This window comes from Shewanella sp. SNU WT4 (assembly GCF_006494715.1).
GTDB lineage: Bacteria > Pseudomonadota > Gammaproteobacteria > Enterobacterales > Shewanellaceae > Shewanella.
The window spans coordinates 1,679,927-1,700,171 of the sequence record NZ_CP041151.1 but is presented as its reverse complement, the minus strand read 5'-3'; the positions used below and the strand labels follow the sequence as shown (position 1 = coordinate 1,700,171).

Here is a 20,245-nt window from a genome sequence, read left to right as displayed (position 1 = left end):
CATTTTGCTTAATGCCTAATGCCTAGCTTGTCGTCTCTTCTTCATGAGCCAGTAACAGAGGATTAACTGTCGTTGCGCAATAGCCTTGCTCTACCACATGCTTATCCATCACTAAGCTTGCTAAATCATCCACGGCGGCTTCAAGTCTGGGATTGATGTCGGTAAACATCATCTTGGTGTATCCCTTACAGGTGTCGCAGCTTTCGATTCGAATGGCCGCTTTAGTTTCTGTTTCGGCCCACAAGAACACGCCTTTGTTTTCGCCGCAGCAAGTACACTCAGCGCGGATTTGATGCCACTCACTCTCACACAAGCTGCAATGCAGATAACGTAAGCCTGAGCGCGGTTCATCTTTAATCACGCTAGCCACTGGGTGACTGCCGCACACTGGGCATAAGGTTTTATAGGCCACGCCGCGTGAGGCTAAGGTTTCCCCTACCGCTACCGCCCAATGGGACCAGTACACAGACAATGCCGCCCAAATAAATAAGCTGTATTGCGCTGGTACATCACTAAAGTGGCCGCAAAGCAGCGATTTAGCATAAGACTGCAAGCTATCAGCATCCGTTGCCGCTAAGTCTTTAAGCAGTGTCACTAATGATGGGGATACCTGTGGCAGCATTTCCCCGATAAGCTCCAGCAATACCGCCTGCCAATAATTGCCCCACACAAAGTTAGCCTGCGCCAGTGGTTGCTCTTGGCCTAAATCCACTTGGGGTTTGGAGCCAAAACAATGCTGATGCTTAGCATCCGTGCTTGCTGCAATTACCGCTTGCGCTGTGACTAACTGCTCCAGCAGGCGAAAACACTCAGGTAAACCTGAATCTTCAGCCAGTTCAGCGAGCCTGTCAGCGCGGCGCTGATAAACGCTGTGCGGTTTGGCCGGATACAAGGTCTTAATGGTTAAGCCTTGTTTGGCTATGCTATTGGCATCAAGTATTGCTGTGCTCATATCAGTGTTTTTCCTGCTTAATTGTTTTAAGTTCCGGATCATTTAGCATGTTAGGGTGATGCTTCTTGCACCAAGCCCGCGATACTTTGCCGTACAACATGCCAGCAACCGATCCTTCAACCCAAGTCGCCATCCAGAAATGTACCAGCACAAAAATCAACATGATGACTGCGCAAACCGCATGAATGAGAATGGCCCACTCTATGGTTGATGAGGCAAAATAAGGGGCAAAGTAAGGCTGCCACATAATAAAGCCCGTGATAGTTAACCCTATGGATGTCACCACAAAGGTGCGAAACAGCACTTTTTGTCCAGGGTTGTAATGGCCGATAGCGGGGATTTTGTCCTCGTTTTCAAACATCACATCCTTGATGGCTAGCATCCATTTCAGATCGTTCTTTTCCCATTTGTTATGGTGGTAATAGCGCACCAACATCAGCATTAATGGTAAGCACATCATTAATCCGGCAATCGGATGAACAAAGCGCGCCATTTGCGGCGTTCCGGCAATTGACCCCAACCATTGAAACGATGGGAAGAAGAAGGCAAAGCCCGTCATAAAGGTGACAAAACCCGTGGCGACGATAAACCAATGACAAATGCGGTCGAACAACTTATGGCGCAAAATCATATTCTGCTTATTCATGAGCGTTACTCCTTATCTGTCTTGGTTGTTGGCGTGGCGCTAGCGTCTTGCTGATCATGGCTATGATCAAACGCCGCCGGCTCATCTTCTTCAACGATATTGCGACCCACAGTAATGCGGTGCAAACAGGCCACCGCTACTGTTGCCAGAATACCGACGGCGCCCAATGGCTTGACTACGTCTTGCCATAACTTCACCGGTAAGCTGGTCTTAGGATCGGCTGATAAACCGTAACTTTCTGGCTCGTTGACATCATGCAAAATCATCATCATGCCTGTGCCACCTACGCCCTCAGGGTTATAGATACCGGCATTGGCGAAACCGCGCTCTTGCAACTGTTTTACCCGTAAATCGGCAATAAACAGCATGTCTTCACGAGTACCAAACTTGAGTGCGCCTGTGGTACAGGTTTTAACGCAGGCGGGCTCTTGTCCGACTTGCAAGCGGTCTGAACACATGGTGCACTTGTAGGCCTTTTGATCGATAGGATCGAGCTTAGGCACATCAAATGGACAAGCGCTGACGCAATAACCGCAGCCAATACACTTGTCAGAGTCAAAATCCACTACACCGTTAGAGCGTTGAATGATGGCGCCTTTAGTCGAGCACGCTGTCAAACACGCAGGGTCTTCACAATGCATACAAGCACTATGAGTAAACTGCCAACGCAGCTTATCGTCTTGCTTAACCTCGTTGAACTTCATCAAGGTCCAGCACTCAGATGATAAGTTCATCGGGTTTTGATAGCTGCCTTGGAAGCTGCCAATAGGGGCGCGCAAGTCGTTCCACTCAGAACACGCAACCTGACAACCCTTACAACCGTTGCACTTAGTGGCATCAAATAACTTAGCGACCTTGCTCAGCTTTTTTCGCACCTGCGCCGCTGGGGTCAGTTCAGAGGTTCCTGAACTTAAAATGATATCTTGTGAAGACATAATTACATCCCCTCAGCCTTAGTGATATCCACAAGGAACGCCTTAAATTCAGGCACTTGAGTATTAGCATCACCCACTTCTGTGGTCAGTACGTTACAGCTATAACTCTTACGAGTTAAGGCGTTATGGCCGCCGTGACGCGGTAACCCCACGGTATGCACTAACTGGCCATTCACCTTTAACGGTTGCAGACGCTGTGTGACTAAGGCTTTCGTCAATATGCTGCCACGCTTAGAGCTCACCTTGACCCAATCGCCATTGTTAATGCCCTTAGCGGCTGCCAATACTTCATCTAACTCCACAAAGGTTTCTGGCATAGAAATCGCGGCTAGACGGCAATGGCTTGTCCAGAAGTTAAAGTGTTCAGTTAGCGAGTAAGTGGTACACACATAAGGGAAATCCTTATGCGAACCTAAGGTTTCAGCTACACCTGGCAACATACGAATCGCTGGGTTACTCACGACATTAGGATGCAGTGGGTTAGTACCAATCGGCGATTCCACTGGCTCGTAATGCTCAGGGAATGGTCCTTCAGCGAGCATCTTCAAGGCAAAGAAACGGCCCACGCCCTCTGGCTGCATAATGAATGGATGCGCAGAATCTTGCGGCGATAACTTCATGTTAAAGTCGCCTTGATCTATGCCGTGCCATTTATCTTGATGCCATTGCACAATCACACGTTTTGGATCCCAAGGCTTACCATTGACATCACACGAGGCGCGGTTATACAGCACGCGGCGATTAGCAGGCCACGAGAATGCCCAGCCCGGAGTAATACCTTTACCGGATGGATCTGAGTTATCTCGGCGCGCCATCATGTTGCCAGCTTCGGTCCAGCTGCCACTATAAATCCAGCAACCGCAAGCGGTAGTACCGTCATCTTTAAGTTGGCTGAAACTATCAAGCTGCTTACCTGTGGTTAAATCACGGCCGTTAAGCTCTTTTGCCACTTCTTCACCATGAGGGAATTTAGGGTCGTGATAATTCCAATTAATGGCTTGCACAGGCTCAGGCAATACCCCGCCTTCATCGCGATAGAGCTCTCTAAGTTTCAGCAAGATGCCAGATAAAATTTCCGCATCAGGCTTAGATTCACCCGGAGCATTAGCACCCTTCCAGTGCCACTGCATCCAGCGACCTGAGTTCACGATACAGCCTTCTTCTTCGGCAAATAGGGTCGTCGGTAAACGGAATACCTGAGTCTGAATTTCGCTTGGCTCAACATTGTTGAACTCGCCCGCTTTTTGCCAGAACACTGAGGTTTCTGTCGCAATCGGGTCAAGCACTACCATGTACTTAAGCTGACACAGAGCCGCTAATACCTTGTTACGGTTAGGCATGGAGTTAATCGCGTTAACGCCTTGAATGAAATAACCATTCACCTTGCCGTGGAACATCATGTCTATGTGCTTGGTAAAGTCGTACTGTATATCCCACTTAGGTAACCAGTCGTAACCATAGCTATTGTCAGCGGTGGCGTTATCACCCCAGAAACTCTTCATTTGCGACACGAAGAACTTAGGATAATTAGACCAATAGTTAGTCTGGCCCGGACGCAAAGGCGTAGGCGTGTAATTACCTAAATAGGTCTTAAGATCTCTGTCGTTATCGTTAGGTAACTTAAGATAGCCAGGTAAGTTTTGGCACAAAAGCCCCATATCTGTGGCGCCTTGAACGTTTGAGTGACCACGTAAGGCATTGACCCCACCACCCAATACGCCAATGTTACCCAGCAGCAACTGCACCATGGCCATAGAACGAATGTTCTGGGCACCTTTTGAATGGTGAGTCCAACCTAAGGCATACATAAAGGTCGCGGCTTTATCATGAGTGTGAGTGCTACCAATCAGGGCACATACTTTCTCGTAATCCGCCACAGGCGTACCTGTAATATTACTTACCGTGTCAAAATCGTAGCGATCTACGTGTTTTTTCAATAAGTTCCAAACACAACGTGGATGCGTCAGGCTGTCATCAACCTTGGCATAACCTTGCTCGTCGAGTTCGTAGTACCAGGTTTCTTTATCATAGGTTCGAGTCTTTTCATCAAAACCACTGAACAAACCATCGGTAAATTCAAAATCTTCACGCACTATGTAACTGGCATTGGTATAAGCCTTTACATACTCATGATTCACTTGATTGGTTTCAATCAAGTAGCGGCTTACACCGAGTAAAAATGCAATATCGGTACCGCTGCGAATAGGGGCATAGCAATCGGCTAGTGCCGCACTACGGGTAAATCGTGGATCCACAACCACCAACTTGGCGTTATTGTGTTCCATGGCTTCTGTAACCCAGCCAAAACCGACAGGATGTGCTTCGGCGGCATTACCGCCCATGATCACTACCACATTGGAGTTTTTAATATCGATCCAGTGGTTGGTCATGGCACCGCGCCCAAATGTTGGAGCAAGACTTGCTACCGTTGGGGAGTGTCAGTTACGCGCAATAGTATCGATGGCCACTAAGCCAAGCGAACGAGCAAACTTGTGGGTAATAAACCCGCCTTCGTTAGGCTGAGCAGATGAGGTCATCATGCCCGTAGTTAACCAGCGGTTAACTGTGGTGCCATCACTATTCTTTTCGATTAAGTTGGCATCGCGGTCATCTTTCATTAAACGGGCGATGCGGTTAAATGCCTCATCCCAGCTAATGCGTTTCCACTCATTGCTGCCAGCTTCGCGAACTTCAGGGAAATGGTTGCGATTAGGGCTGTTGACATAATCAACCAGACCCGCACCTTTAGGACACAAGGCGCCACGATTGACCGGATGGTCAGCATCACCTTCGATATGAAAAATGGCTTTCTCGGCATTTTTACCGTTACTGCCATAACTGTACATCAACAAGCCACAACCCACAGAGCAATAACAACAGTTATTGCGGGTTTCTTTGGCTTTTAGCAACTTATACTCACGGGGCGCAGCCATCGCAGTGCCGGGCATTAAGCCCAAGGCCGAGATTGCTGAGGTTGTCGCACCGCAGGCACACAGTTTAAAAAACTGTCGTCTGTCCATAAGACCCTCACACTTTGGTGTATTCATTTATTACTGACGCTTAACATAAGTCGTCAGTGAATATTTGCAGATATTGCCTGTCATCTTATTCCTGCGCACAGAAACAAGGCTAACCGACTGCCGCGATTATCCCCAAAGTCCGCTATAAGACCAAATTATTACTAACGACAGAGATCACATAAAGACAGCGAAAGATGCAAACACCAAAATATGCGCCGAATGCAAAATAATATGCCGCAAAGCGGTATGCTAGCTGGCGAATTCAGAGTGCAACACCATAAAATCATGACGCGACCGACAAGGACAAATGGTCTCAACAATCTTAGACAGAATGTCCACTTTTGCGCAGAGAGAATTTTATGCATTGACAGGCTAAACGCAGAATTAATAGCCGCCGACATCAATACCGCACCTTTAACCGCGCTAGAATTGTGGTTTTGTCTTGGTGGCAGTTTGAATTTTCAGCGGCAAGCATCTTGATGAGAATGGCAATCAGTTAGCTAGGAGCAAGGGTTCAGCACTTAACTCACTGAGCGAGACAATATGACTCAAGTGCGTGTCAAAAATATCCCGCTCACTGGCCAATCACAGCCAAAAATGCAAGTTTTGCCGTTGACTGAAAAATCCCTAAACCGCACTCCCGCTGCTAACTATGACTCCATAAAGGCCCACTGAACCAAAGATAACCAAGCAGTCCAGCTCGCCCGGTTTATGCATTCAGCAGTTTATCAACTCGGTTGCGGCATTTGTGCTCACATCAACCAAGCGTTAAGCTAGCTTAGTGCAACACTTTTGCAACCTTAAGCCCAGTGACTTAAAGAGTCATGTTTTAAGACTTAAGCAGCCAAGATCATATAAGTTAACAGTTAACCTTCAACCTCAGATTAAGGGGGACACTATGGCGTCATTGATCATATTCATTGCCCTAATACTCACAGGCTTATGGTTTGGTGCTCAGCGCTACCCCAATAAAGCCTTACAGTGGACCAGAAAACTTTATGCCAACTGGGCGCAGGTAGACACTTTATTTACCCCAGTTTCAGGCTTAAAGCAGCATGCTTATTGGCGCTTAGCCCCCAGTACCGATAAGGATGCCCCTTGGATTGTCATGCTGCATGGTTTTAGTGCCGACAAAACTGTCTGGTGCCCATTTGCCCGTCATTTACCCAAAGAATACTCATTACTGATGGTGGATTTAACTGGCCATGGAGATTCAGAGGTCGATGATAATTGCCAATTTGATATGAAAAATCAGGCGCTTCGCCTGATTAAGTTATTAGATAATTTGGGCATAGCAGAATGCCACTTAGTTGGAAATTCCATGGGCGGACAGCTTACCGCCTATATGGCTACCCATTTTGCCGAGCGCTGCCTTAGTGCCTATTTGTTTAATCCTTCAGGCATAATTGCGCCCAAGGACAACGCCTTTAGTCGGGCGATTTTAGCCGGTAGGAACCCATTCTTTGGTGAAACCTATGCTGAGTTTGAACACTTTTATCAGCAAACCATGGCCAAGCCACCTTGGGTACCTGCGCCTATCCTTAACGCCATTTATAGCTATCACCAAAAAAGGCGCCCTTTACTTAAGCGAGTGTTTGCTGAATTTACCGCAAGCCATGGCAGTTTTGTGCCCAAAACCAGCTGCCCGACCTGTATATGCTGGGGCGAGTTAGATGATATTTTAGATATCAGCGCTCTGCCGGTGTGGCAGCAACATTTACCCCAAGCGAGCACTCGGGTATATACCAGCATAGGCCACATGCCAATGCTGGAATGCCCTAAACTTGCTGCTGCCGATTATGGTCAATTTCTAACCTATTGCCAATTCCTAAAAAGCAGCCAATAAAAAACCGCGCCTCGGCGCGGTTTTTCTGTATGACCTAAGCGTTAACAATAACGATTAAGCATCAACACCTTTATGACGTAAGAACTCGTCATAAGTGCCTTTGAAATCAGTGATGCCTTGTGGCGTGATTTCTAAAATACGGTTAGCCAAAGACGATACGAATGCGCGGTCATGAGAAACGAAGAACAAGGTGCCTTCGTACATTTCCAGCGCATTGTTTAATGATTCAATCGATTCCATATCCAAGTGGTTGGTTGGTTCGTCCATCACTAAGATGTTAGGCTTTTGCATGATCATCTTGCCAAACAGCATACGACCTTGCTCACCACCTGACAGAATTTTTACTGACTTACGAATATCATCAGCACCAAACAGCATACGGCCTAAAATGCCACGTACCGCTTGCTCGTCGTCGGTTTCTTTCTTCCACTGGCTCATCCAGTCGAATACTGTCATGTCATTTTCAAAATCACTGGCGTGATCCTGCGCGTAGTAACCAAAGGAGGCATTTTCAGACCAATGGATAGTACCGCTGTCTTGGCTTAAATCGTGGATCAAGGTACGAACTAAGGTCGTCTTACCGGCGCCGTTCTCACCTAAAATCGCAATACGCTCACCCACTTCGGCTATGATGTTGAAATCTTTAATTAATGGCTTATCAAAGCCCTTAGTTAAGTTTTCAACCACTAAAGCATTACGGAATAATTTCTTTTCCTGCTCGAAGCGGATATAAGGGTTAACGCGGCTTGAAGCCTTAACTTCATCCAGCTTAATCTTATCAATTTGCTTAGCGCGAGACGTTGCCTGCTTAGCTTTAGACGCGTTAGCCGAGAAGCGCGATACGAAGGTTTGCAGTTCAGCAATCTGAGCTTTCTTCTTAGCGTTATCAGATAACAGACGTTCACGGGCTTGAGTGGCCGCCATCATGTATTCGTCATAGTTACCTGGGTAAACGCGCAGCTCACCGTAATCCAAATCTGCCATATGAGTACATACAGAGTTTAAGAAGTATCTATCGTGCGAAATGATGATCATAGTACTGTTACGTTGGTTCAAGGTGTCTTGTAACCAGCGAATAGTGTCGATGTCCAAGTTGTTGGTTGGTTCGTCAAGCAACAAGACTTCTGGATCAGCAAACAGGGCTTGCGCCAACAGTACCCGCAGTTTCCAACCAGGAGCAACTTCGCTCATCAGGCCAAAATGCTGCTCTAATGGAATACCCACACCCAACAGAATTTCACCCGCGCGAGATTCAGCGGTATAACCGTCCATCTCGGCAAATTCCATCTCTAATTCAGCAACTTTAATACCATCATCTTCAGTCATGTCTGGCAGAGAGTAAATGCGGTCACGCTCTTGCTTGACGGCCCATAATTCTCTGTGACCCATGATCACGGTATCGATAACGCTGAAGTTTTCGTAAGCGAACTGATCTTGGCTTAACTTACCCAGACGCTCATTTGGATCCATAGATACGTTACCGCCGCTAGGCTCTAACTCACCACCGAGGATCTTCATAAAGGTTGACTTACCGCAACCATTCGCGCCGATAAGGCCATAGCGGTTACCGCCGCCAAACTTAACTGAGATGTTTTCAAACAGTGGCTTAGCGCCGAACTGCATGGTTATATTCGCTGTTGTGATCAAAATTCGCTTCCAAATTCAAGCTGAGGGTATGTAACCAACCCAAACGGTCGGCCTAAACAAATGGCGGAGTATAGCAGCATGGCGAAGTCTTGTCATGGGCAAGACTGAGTTGTGAGTGTATGAGTATGATGGTGATTTGTAGCCGTAAATTGCTCAGTGTTTGGCTTTGTTATTGGCGATAGGTTTTTTCATTAAGTGGTGTTTGTAATCCGATGGTTATGAGTAAAGGTAATGCTATTTTCCTTATCTATTCGTTGTCGTAGTCAATCGCCTGCGGCGGGCTACTGTGTTGTCAATTTCTCGACCCGCCGCAAGCACATCCATGTGGGCTTAACTAAGGCATCCGTGCCTCAGATGGTCTCGAACTCGACAACACAATAGTTATGCAACAGTTCGTATTGGCGTGAATTAAAAAACCACTATAGTGCCCACTGAATATGATATATGTTTATGATGTCTCGAGGATTAATACAAGTATAGGCGTAAATAGTACCAATCATTTGTTAGTAATAGAGTTAACTTTTTGGCAATCACACCAGTAATTTGTACCACTGACTATTGTTATTATGCAGCGCCATAGTACTGATGAAAGAATACGCAGTACTGAGGAATCCCCTGATAATTTACAAATAAATCATCAAATTAGGGTGGAAGCGCATCTTGTTGCATGATCAAATGGTTTCGTCAAAAACTACACTTGGACAACAAGATGCGCGAAGCCAATATCCTACAACATTCTTTACACCAATACTGCCCAGAACTTCACCTAAAACGATTAAACAGCTTGATGCTGGCCTCTAAGGCGCTGATTGAATGCAAGACGCTAACCTTGACCGAGTTAGGTCGAAATTTACCAACCACGGCCCGAACCAAGCACAACATCAAGCGCATTGATCGTTTGCTCGGCAACATGCATCTGCATCAAGAGCGGTTAGCTGTCTACCAATGGCATGCCAGCCTCATCTGTTCAGGTAACCCTATGCCGATTGTGCTCGTCGATTGGTCAGACATCCGAGAGCATAAACGCATCATGGCTCTGCGCGCCTCAATAGCCTTCAATGGCCGCTCTATTACCCTATATGAGAAATCCTATCCCCTATCAGAACAATGCTCTAAGGCCGCCCACAACGGTTTTTTAGCGGACTTAGCCAAGATTTTACCTTTGCATGTTACCCCTCTCATCGTGACTGACGCGGGGTTCAAAGTGCCTTGGTACAAAGAGGTTGAGGCGCATGGTTGGTTTTGGCTAAGCCGTATTCGCGGTACAGTTCAATTTGCAGATATTGGCGCCGAAAATTGGCGTGCAGTGCGCAGTACACATGACTTGGCCAACAGTCGAGCGAAGAGCCTAGGGTGTAAGCTCTTAACCAAATCTAACCCTATCAATTGTTATCTCACGCTGTATCGTAGCAAACCTAAGGGCCGTACAAATCAGCGTTCAACCAGGACGAATTGCCACCATCCATCAGCAAAAACGTACTCAACAGCGGCGAGAGAACCTTGGGTGTTAGCCAGCAACTTACCACCAGGATCTCGGAGCCCAAAACAGCTGGTAAACCGGTACGCCAAACGTATGCAAATTGAAGAGACCTTTCGTGACCTCAAAAGCCCGGCATACGGCTTTGGCTTACGCCAAAGTCGTACCAACAGTCCAGAGCGATTCGACATCATCCTACTGATTGCGTTAATGGTTCAATGCCTGTTGTGGCTAGTTGGTTTACATGCACAGCAACAGGGCTGGGATAAGCATTTTCAGGCCAATACCATTGGGCATCGAACGGTACTCTCAACGATTCGCTTGGGATTGGAGGTACTCAGGCGGCCTGATTATCAAATCACGGAGAAAGAATTGCTGGCGGCGTGGGTATTATTCGCCAATCAGTTACTCAAATATGGCTATGCTATGGCCGATTTATGAGGGGATCCTTCAGTACGCAGTATTAAGATATCATCAGGTCACGCTGAACAATATTACTTCGTCAGCGTGACTGATGAGTTATTCGTTTATTTAGCTATGGCTATTATTTTTACTGCCCCGCCTAAAACCGAGCAACCCTAACAATACCAAACTAAATATACCCAATGATCCACCACTACTGCCATCATCAGACGAGTCAGGATATTCGAGTGCTATGATCACTGGGTCGTGATCTGAGGCTGAAAAGGCATTTTCTGATTTAACTAGATCACCAGTATATTTAGTGCCGTATTCAAATAAATTAGATTCAGATGCATTGATATGCCAATCCTCAACCGCGATAACTCGCGCCGCAACACTTGTATTACCTAATGCATGGTCTAAATTACCTAGCTCACCGTTATAACTGTATGAATACGTACCTTGACCATGAAATTTGGTATTTAAATTAATTAGACCATATCCCTTATCAATAATACGCCCCTGCTCTTCAAAGGTATTAGCCCCTAAGGTCGTATGCGATGCTGTAACTATGTCTCGCTGTGAATGTTTAGCATCATAATCCGTCAAAACTAATAATGGGTCTTCCATGCCATAGGCATTAAGATCACCTATCACTAATACATCGCCTTCAATCTGTTTAACTGCTTCACCTAATACAGTGGCAGCAGAGACCCGAAACTCATTACATTTACCTTGCATATCGGCGGGGTCTTTTGATTCTTCAAAGCTTAACCAATCTTCTAAACAGCCGGAACCTTTTGATTTAAAATGATTAACTACCACAGTTAATGGCTGCTCGTTCACTAAAAAAGGTTTGCAGCAAACTATGACGCTGATAGGCACTATTACCCGGATTCATTTCTTGTTCGCCATTAGCTAAAGGCCGCGAAATGGTACCGGGTTTGGTATGTTGCTCAGGCGTAATTATCACCTTGGCATCACCTTTTAGGTTCACTACACTTGGTCGATAAAGGAGACCGACTGTAATAGCATCACTGCCAAAGTATTTTTGCTGATACTTATCTTGGTCGCGCAATGACACAAAAGCATAAGCGTCTTCGTTACTTAACTGCGCATTTAGCGCATCTAACAGATGTTGAATCGCGCTTAACTCACCAAAACCATTGTTAGCAATTTCCATCAAACCAACGATATCGGCATCCATAGCAGTAAGCGCGTTCACTATTTTCGTACGCTGCAATACCATTTCAGCTTCACTCAAGGCGCCGCGGTTTTTCCCCGTAGGATTAGTGTCACCACCAACTACCTCATTAAAGAAATTGAGGACGTTAAAGCTTGCTACCCGAATGTCGCCTTGAGAGGCAATAGCGGGGGCTGTCACTCTATCTTGTAGACGGACAAAATCGGTAGAAGTTACAGTATTAGTTGCTACCAGACGATAGCTGCCATAGCTATAGCCAACCATGGCTTCTAGATTTTGGATTTGATCACCCACCCGGATATAGCCAGTTTCAGCATTAAAATCAGGGAAGTAAGGAATAACACCGTTGGGGGCTTTAAGGTCAGATTCAATCACTACTTGATTGTCTAAATTGGCCTTGGCCAATGCCAACGCTTCATTGCTGAGCGCAGGGTATAACTGAGTTGGCTTCATTAAAGGCGCTCGGTATGAGGCGACTAAGTTATTGCGTTTGGCACTGTAATCAAAACTAAAATTACGGCTGACTTTAAGATCACTGCCAGCATCGAGCACTACTTTCATGCCCTCGTAACGCTCTAATGCCTCGCTTAAGCTTTCATCAGAGTGAATTTTTAAAGGAATGGCTGTAGGCACAGGTACTTTGGCACCAATAGCAAACTTTTTATCTTTGCTGATATTGATTTGCGTTAACCCAAACTTCTCTTCAACTAGTCCTTGCACACATACTTCTATGCCAGGCACAAGTTCCGTAGGTACTGCTCCGCCCAAATACACAAAAACACCATCTGAGGTCTTTGGATTATTATCGCCTTCAAGATCATGCAGATAAAAACCTTTAAACAAGCTTTCACCGCGGGCTGTTACTACACCTTTAACTGTGTATTCTTGCTTTGATGTAAATGAGCCTTGAGGAATAAGCGGGCTAGATGCCCCCTCGCCTTGAACGTCATAAATAGGGGTAATAATTGCAGCTTGACAACTAAAGGGTGATAACACTTGCACGCTATCACCCGAACTATAAATTTCTAGCCCTGTGTTATAAGAACTACCGTCTACATATTCAGATGTCAATACACCGGCGGGCGCCATCATCGGTAATGCCGCAGCAACAGCAAAAGCGATCGCCGAAAATTTATGATACACAGTCATGCATAAAATCCTTTTATTATTGATTGTTTTTAACGCAGCGATATTCCCAGAAAAACAGTAAATGTTTAGGGATTCTGATCACAGACTAAGGGTTATTTTTAAATAAAAAATATTCCAATAAATAATAAGCCGCACTGACTGTTCGCTATTAAAATATAAAACTATTGCAGCATTAATTTTTTGTTTAAATTCATAAGCAAAGCTAAAAACAACACACTTAACCAAAAAATATAAATAATGGTTAATATTTATATTTTATGATTATTAAATCCTAACCGGCCATCATTAAAGTGAGCACTTAATGCACTAATAACTATTAATATTCAGTTCAGATAATTTAAAATAGACATCAAGCAAACATGCATATTTTAGCCATCTAAGCTCGATAGCTTACGACTTAATCAAGTAGCCCAAGTCATTCGTTCTGCTCATTAGTTAACCACATCGCGGTTGACATATTCGATTTTTCATATATATTTTATATTAAGATATATGGGAAATCGCATAAGCAATGTTGACACCTAAAAGGAGTGTCTTAGATAAGGCAATCGCTGCAGGCGCAATCGACAACTTAGCGTTATTCGTTCAATAACTAATAAGGTTATTAATATGGGGATCTTCGAGCGTTATCTCAGTATCTGGGTAGGACTTGCCATTGTGGTGGGCGTGCTGCTGGGTAATCTGATGCCTGGTTTCTTTGGCGCTGTGGCCGCATTTGAGTTTGCCCATGTCAACATCATCATCGCCTTGTTAATTTGGCTAATGATTTACCCTATGATGATCCAAATTGATTTTTCATCACTTAAAAATGTGGGCGCTAAACCTAAGGGCCTGATGTTGACTATCGTGGTGAACTGGTTAATTAAACCTTTTACCATGGCGTTTTTAGGTTGGCTGTTCTTTAAAGGCATATTTGCCGATTGGGTCGACCCACAAACCGCCAGTGAATATATTGCCGGCATGATTTTACTTGGCGTTGCTCCTTGTACTGCTATGGTGTTTGTGTGGAGTCAACTAACCAAGGGCGATGCCAACTACACCTTAGTGCAGGTCTCAGTAAACGACATCATAATGATTTTTGCTTTTGCGCCATTAGCGGGCCTGCTACTTGGGGTGTCTGATATTACTGTGCCTTGGGACACCTTATTATTATCTGTAGTGTTATATGTAGTCATACCACTAGTGGCAGGGGCTATTACCCGTAAACGGGTGGATAACAAGGATGGTGACAATAATGATCATAGCGCACTTAATAAACTGCTCGCGTCACTCAAACCTTGGTCAATTATCGGTTTACTTAGCACAGTAGCACTGCTGTTTGGCTTGCAAGCGCAAACCATTATTGAAAATCCGCAGGCTATAGTGATGATAGCTATTCCGTTATTAATCCAAACCTACGGTATTTTCGCTATCACCTATTTCATCGCCTACAAAATGCGTTTAGCCCACAATATTGCGGCGCCCGCTTGTATGATAGGTACTTCTAATTTCTTTGAATTAGCGGTCGCAGTGGCGATTTCATTATTCGGCCTACACTCAGGCGCGGCGTTAGCCACTGTGGTTGGGGTATTAGTCGAAGTGCCTGTGATGCTAAGCTTAGTGTGGTTTGCTAACCGCACCAATCACTGGTTTGCATATGCCGAGCAAGTAAAGTGCGTGAGCTAAAAAAGCCCATAAAAAATAAGTGGTGATCTTTGAGACTCTACATAAAATTGGGGATTTAATTTCGCCACTATTAACTCAATCAAGCATGCAGAGAGTATTTATGACCCATCCTTTTGATGTTCTAACGTTAGCTAATGGTGCCGCGTTTATTTTCACCCCATGCCCAGGAACAAAAGACGCCAACTTAAGGGATGCCATTGCCAGCTTAAACGCGGCTGGTACCCATGCCATTATTAGCGTGTTACCTGATGATGAAATCGCGACTTTAGGGGTAACGGCACTTGGCCATGACATTGTTCAGCAAGGCTTAGCTTGGTATCAGCTACCGATTGAAGATGATGAGGCGCCACAGCAGCCATTCTTATCTGGCTTTGCCATGGTAAAAAACGAGTTGTTAGCGCGCATGGCCGCGCAGCAAACCCTTGCTATTCATTGCCGCGGCGGCTCGGGGCGCACTGGCCTGATGGCTGCCATCTTATTATTAGAATCAGGCTTGCCGTGGCCACAAGTGCAAGGCTTGATTCAAGGGCTGCGTCCCAACGCGTTAACCTTAGCGCCGCACCTTAACTTTTTAAAAGCCCACTATCCTCAAGTCTCATAAGTGGAAAACCAAATGTTTGCCATGACTCAATCCCACTGAGTCATGGCGCCGCTTAAAAATAGCGATGAGATGACGCACCTTATAAACCGCTAACACTGCAATTTTAAATGGTTAACACAGCGAGTATCCGCCAAAGCCCATACGTTAGCGCCATCATTTAGCGGCATAGATAATCCAGATAAAAGTCGCGCCACTCACAATTCGCCATTCGCCATTCGCCATTCGCCATCTAGGCTTAACCTAATTTAAACTTACGGGTCAAATGGTTAAGAGTTTGCGCTTTCACTTCTAGCTGCGTCGCCGCATGTGCGCCATCGATAGTAACGGCTAAGGTTTGGTTGATAACCGCCGCCATATTGGTGATGTTATGTGCCACTTCTTCCGAGACGCTGGCTTGCTGCTCACCGACCAAGGCAATGGCTTGAATGCTATCGGCCGCTTGCTGCGCTTGCTCGACTATGCGTTCAAGCTGCGTTCCCGCATCTTGCGCCAGTCCTAAACCGCGCTGCACATGCTGAGTACTACCATCCATTTTCTCAATCACAATAATGGTTTGTTGCTGCATGGCAGCAATGGATTGCTTGATTTCTTCGGTAGCGCTCACGGTGCGCTGCGCCAAATTGCGAACTTCATCGGCCACTACCGAGAAACCGCGGCCATAATCCCCCGCTCTCGCAGCCTCAATGGCGGCGTTTAAAGCCAGCAAGTTCGTTTGTTCAGCAATGCTATTAATCACAGACACTATTGAGCCAATTTCATCGCCGCGCTCACCTAACTGCTTCACCGATAATGAAGAACTTTCCATAATCTCTGATACCAGTTCAATATCAACAATGGTTTTAGTGACCGCCTCTTTACCCGTTAAGGCAAGCGACTTAGTGGCATTGGCACCGGTAGCAGCATGGGCGCTCGAGTGCGCCACATCTTTAGTCGATGCACTCATCTCTTCCATTGCCGATGACACTGTGAGCGCTTGCTGATTTTGCTCATGTAATGCTGCTGTGGTTTTTTGACTACCGTTCGCGATTTGTATGGCTGCGCTAGAAACATCGTTGGCCGCGGTATCCACCGACTTTAACAAACTATTTAAAGATTGCGACATACCATTAAGCACATGGGTGAGATCGCCTAATTCATCATCAACATTCACAATCAATGGCCGACCCGATAAATCCCCCTGCGCAATAGCTGTGGTGCGATCTAAGATTTGTCTAATCGCGGTGGTGATTTGACGGCCAATGTATAAGGCGATGAATAGTGACACGATAATGGCAATCACTGTGGCTATGGTTTGATTGCGAATGGCCACAGCGTTAGTTGCCGCTAACAAGGCGGTATCCTCTTTGACTAGCTGATCTTGTGAGGTTCTTAGGCTCGCAAGAATTTGCTTAATCGTGGCCGCCCGAGGAGCAGCCTCACTCGCTAATAAACTATTGGCCTGATTCCAGTCTTTTGATGCCCGTAAATCAAACATTTGGCGTGGATAGCTTGAAAAAGCCAGCCGCTGCTTAATGTAATTTTCCCACTGCGGTAACTGCTCAGAGCTTAGCAAGGCTTTAGCGGCTTCAAGCTTAGTCAGCGCCTCGGTATTGGTCTGCCATTGCTGCTCAAATTCTTGACGAAATTTCTCATTACCCGTCAATAAGTACGCCCGAATATTGGCAAGCCCCATGGCCAATGTACCGCGAGAATCGGCCAAATTTTTCAATAACATTTTACGTTCAGGCGTTGCTGGTAACTGTTCTTCCATATTAATCAGCGCTGTGATGGCCGCTAAGGTTTGGCTTGCAATTGGCGCGGCGTGGGTCACTAACATATCAAAAGCAGGAATGTTTTTATTGCTGTGGGCTATATCTTCAACTTGCTGCTGGGCAACACGAAATTCTTCTAGGGTTGTTTTTAAGGTGGCAAGCAGCTTAATGTTTTCAGGCACTGTCCAGTTAAGGGCAAAGCGGTCAAACTCAGCCACCGCAGTATCAATTGTGTCCCACGCCTGCGCCCGATTACTCTTCATTTTATCGGCCATCTCAGGGTTTGCACCTAAGATCATATAGCCTCTGAGATCGGCCAGTGACTGGTTAATGCCATTAAGGAGATCGCGGCCATTGACTATGGTTGGAAAGCGTAAATCTACGACTCGACTTTCTATACTGGCTATTTTTTGCAGTTGAATAAAACTAAGAATGGATGATAAGACCATAAGCGATAGCACTAGGCCGAATCCTAGCATGAGCTTCTTTCCAATAGCTAAACGCATACCTTTCCTCCATGAATTCAGACGCACCAAATAACTGTAGTAACAAAATTTAATGAATGCAGTTAATACACAGGATTATTTATCGATGCGAGTTTCGGGGATTATTAGCAACCGTTGGCCGTCATATCAATGACACACCTATTAAGCTGTAGGCATTAACAGCAGAGTATTTGAAGCGAAGTCTTGGAGAGCAAAACAATCAAGCTATGCCAGCCTTTGATATGACAGGCATAACTGTTTTATCACCAATAATATTTACTCAGATGTTTTAAAATCTAGACGCACACTGGTTGTCGAATCAACCGCAACCCCTTGTTCAAATTTTGGCGCATAACGCCACTGACTTAACGCCGCAATCGCTGCGCGTTCAAATGCCTTACCGCCTTGTGAATTTAGCACTTGGGGATTGGTGACAAATCCCATGTCATTAACCGTAATGGCTAACTCAACAAAACCTTCCTGACCTTTTTGAAGCAGCGACATAGGGTACAAAGGACTGACTCTAAACAATGGTGTTTGCGCTTGAGTATCCGCCCAAGGAGTCATAGCGCCAATGGCTAAACAGTGCTCGGTGGCAGCGTCACTGTTGCCTTGCTTTTCAAGAGCGAAAATTAACGCGGCGCGGGTTTGCAGCTCAAATGGCTGAGTCGCTCCCTTAAGTTCTGCAAATACGGCTAGATTGCGCTCAAACTCAGTCACGGCCTGTGAAAACTTACCTTTAGATAAGTAGTATTTACCCGCTAAGTAGTTAGCGGTAATGACTTTAGTATCATTCGCCGCAAAATGTTGAGTGAGGTATTCTTGCGCTTCAATAATCACCTTAGCTTTTTCTGCCCCTACCGTCAGCAACAGGGCACCCACATCTAACTGAATTTGGGCATACATGCCAGGCTGCTGCTCTTTATGGGCGCTAGCAATCTCTAAGGCTTTACGGTAATAGCTTTGTTGTCGCTTATGATGAGGAACACTGGCCGTGCCTAATTCAATATATACATCAATAAGCTCTAAGCCATTATTACCATAGGTTTTTTGGTACGCAGGTATTTGCGCCGATAACAGTTCATAGGCCTGTTGCCATTGCCCTTGTTGATTTAAAGCCCGCGCTAAGTTGTAGGCAAGGTGGGCGCGATTAATGTCATCGCTACCAAACTTCACTAGACCTAATTCATAGGCAGTTTGCGCGTATGTTAAGGTATCTACGCCATTATTGGCGGCCGCAGCGGCTTGATATTGCTGATAGACATCAGAAAAATTAAGCTTAGTCGCGTCACTAGCCACAGCCATAGTGCCTAGTGATAACTGCATCACCATGGCAATACTTGAGTATTTTACTATTGATTTCATATTCATCCCTAAACTGGCGTACATCCTGCCGCTGCATTACTGGTTAAGTGGTTTATTTCCGTGACTTGCCTAGCCACTTATCATCGTTTACTGCGAGAGTTTCTTACGAGAGTTTCTTACGTTAGCTACTTGCGATAGATTCATATGCGAGTCACTTGCGAGAGTGACTGATGAGAGTGACTGATGAGAGTGACTTTCCATAGTTACAGCTATCGCAATCACACTCGCTCCTTAACAACCAACCAATTTATCACCTAACACCTCTGGTTACAAATTGCACAATTTCAGCTATCCATTCAATAGCATCACATCAATGGCTCATGCCTATCCCTAAATTGAGTGGCAATTACAACAACCAAAGAGGGACGCGCGCGGATGACTGCGTCATAACAAGCTAGAAATTCTCACATTTTTCTATCTCGCTTTCTTGATTATAAGTATCTGTGTCTATACTCATCTTTATGCCTCTTAGGGATATGGATATGAAACACTTAGCAAATGGAAAGCGCCCCTATTACGTCACGGCCGCATTAGTCGCAGCAGAGCTCAGCCAAACCTTGGCCAGCTGTAAAGAAATCAATCTTACCGCCAGTAATGCCCAAGCCGCATCGAGTCGCATTGGTAGCGCCGCCTTAGGTTTTAAAGCTTTGACCCACTATATTGATGAACTTGCCAGCTACACTAAGAAAGCTGCCAATGAAATCAACGAATTGGCCAAAGATGCCAGTAAAATCGCCACCAATACCGCCAGAACCGCCTCGGCGCTGCATTATTTTGAGTTAGCACGCATCAAGGCTCATGACGCTACTTATTGTGACAGCATGAATAAGGCCATAGATAAAACTCGGGCTCACTACAAGGAACAGAATACTGAGTTCAACAAGGTTTTATCTAAGATGGAGGTTCAACTTGCTGATTTAAAACAAAATTTACGCAGCGCTAACGCCCTAGCTTCTATTTGTAGGGTCGAAGCGTGCCGAGTTGATACACATTTTCAAGCCATATTTGTCGATGTCGCTAATAAGGTCGATGTCGTGGCCGCGCAAATTCGTGAACGGGTCGATACGGCTATCCGCTTATTTGATGCAAATTAACGTTAA

General features: G+C 45.6%; 12 protein-coding genes and 1 pseudogene. 5 read left to right on the top strand and 8 right to left on the bottom strand.

The window, feature by feature from the left end:
* Positions 1–22: 22 nt before the first annotated feature.
* Genes fdhE through fdnG form a run of 4 tightly spaced genes read right to left on the bottom strand, consistent with a single transcriptional unit; the run spans position 23 to position 5,553 of the window.
* Positions 23–952, bottom strand: a complete 930-nt coding sequence (gene fdhE / locus FJQ87_RS07645) for a formate dehydrogenase accessory protein FdhE (protein ID WP_140932088.1) — start codon at positions 950–952, stop codon at positions 23–25.
* Position 953: 1 nt separating this feature from the next.
* Positions 954–1,598 (bottom strand): formate dehydrogenase subunit gamma, encoded by a 645-nt coding sequence (locus tag FJQ87_RS07640; protein WP_140932086.1) that lies wholly within the window; start codon positions 1,596–1,598, stop codon positions 954–956.
* Positions 1,599–1,603: 5 nt separating this feature from the next.
* Complete coding sequence (gene fdxH, locus FJQ87_RS07635; protein WP_140932084.1) at positions 1,604–2,533, bottom strand: formate dehydrogenase subunit beta; 930 nt, start codon at positions 2,531–2,533, stop codon at positions 1,604–1,606.
* Between the two features lie 2 nt (positions 2,534–2,535).
* A complete protein-coding gene (gene fdnG, locus FJQ87_RS07630; RefSeq protein WP_140932082.1) occupies positions 2,536–5,553 on the bottom strand; it encodes a formate dehydrogenase-N subunit alpha in 3,018 nt (1,005 codons plus the stop codon).
* Between the two features lie 898 nt (positions 5,554–6,451).
* Here fdnG and FJQ87_RS07625 point away from each other — a divergent pair.
* Positions 6,452–7,399, top strand: a complete 948-nt coding sequence (locus tag FJQ87_RS07625) for an alpha/beta hydrolase (protein WP_140932080.1) — start codon at positions 6,452–6,454, stop codon at positions 7,397–7,399.
* A 54-nt stretch (positions 7,400–7,453) separates the two neighbouring features.
* Here the strand turns inward: FJQ87_RS07625 and FJQ87_RS07620 are convergent, their stop codons facing one another.
* Positions 7,454–9,046 (bottom strand): ABC-F family ATPase, encoded by a 1,593-nt coding sequence (locus FJQ87_RS07620; RefSeq protein WP_140932078.1) that lies wholly within the window; start codon positions 9,044–9,046, stop codon positions 7,454–7,456.
* 709 nt (positions 9,047–9,755) lie between these two features.
* Between FJQ87_RS07620 and FJQ87_RS07615 the strand changes: the two genes are divergently transcribed.
* Positions 9,756–10,964, top strand: coding sequence for an IS4 family transposase (locus tag FJQ87_RS07615; RefSeq protein WP_206194385.1), 1,209 nt, complete (start codon positions 9,756–9,758; stop codon positions 10,962–10,964).
* A 90-nt stretch (positions 10,965–11,054) separates the two neighbouring features.
* Here FJQ87_RS07615 and FJQ87_RS07605 read toward each other — a convergent pair.
* Positions 11,055–13,278: pseudogene (locus tag FJQ87_RS07605) on the bottom strand (ExeM/NucH family extracellular endonuclease).
* Between the two features lie 609 nt (positions 13,279–13,887).
* Between FJQ87_RS07605 and arsB the strand changes: the two are divergent.
* Positions 13,888–14,943 (top strand): ACR3 family arsenite efflux transporter, encoded by a 1,056-nt coding sequence (gene arsB, locus FJQ87_RS07600; protein WP_140932070.1) that lies wholly within the window; start codon positions 13,888–13,890, stop codon positions 14,941–14,943.
* 100 nt (positions 14,944–15,043) lie between these two features.
* Complete coding sequence (locus tag FJQ87_RS07595) at positions 15,044–15,544, top strand: protein phosphatase (RefSeq protein WP_206194376.1); 501 nt, start codon at positions 15,044–15,046, stop codon at positions 15,542–15,544.
* 235 nt (positions 15,545–15,779) lie between these two features.
* Here FJQ87_RS07595 and FJQ87_RS07590 read toward each other — a convergent pair whose 3' ends face one another.
* A complete protein-coding gene (locus FJQ87_RS07590) occupies positions 15,780–17,801 on the bottom strand; it encodes a methyl-accepting chemotaxis protein (protein WP_140932066.1) in 2,022 nt (673 codons plus the stop codon).
* A gap of 255 nt (positions 17,802–18,056) precedes the next feature.
* A complete protein-coding gene (locus FJQ87_RS07585) occupies positions 18,057–19,145 on the bottom strand; it encodes a TonB family protein (RefSeq protein WP_168195160.1) in 1,089 nt (362 codons plus the stop codon).
* 482 nt (positions 19,146–19,627) lie between these two features.
* Here FJQ87_RS07585 and FJQ87_RS07580 point away from each other — a divergent pair, with 482 nt between their 5' ends.
* Positions 19,628–20,239 carry a chemotaxis protein gene (locus FJQ87_RS07580; RefSeq protein ID WP_140932062.1) on the top strand — a complete coding sequence of 204 codons (612 nt, stop codon included), beginning with the start codon at positions 19,628–19,630 and terminating at the stop codon, positions 20,237–20,239.
* Positions 20,240–20,245 lie beyond the last annotated feature (6 nt).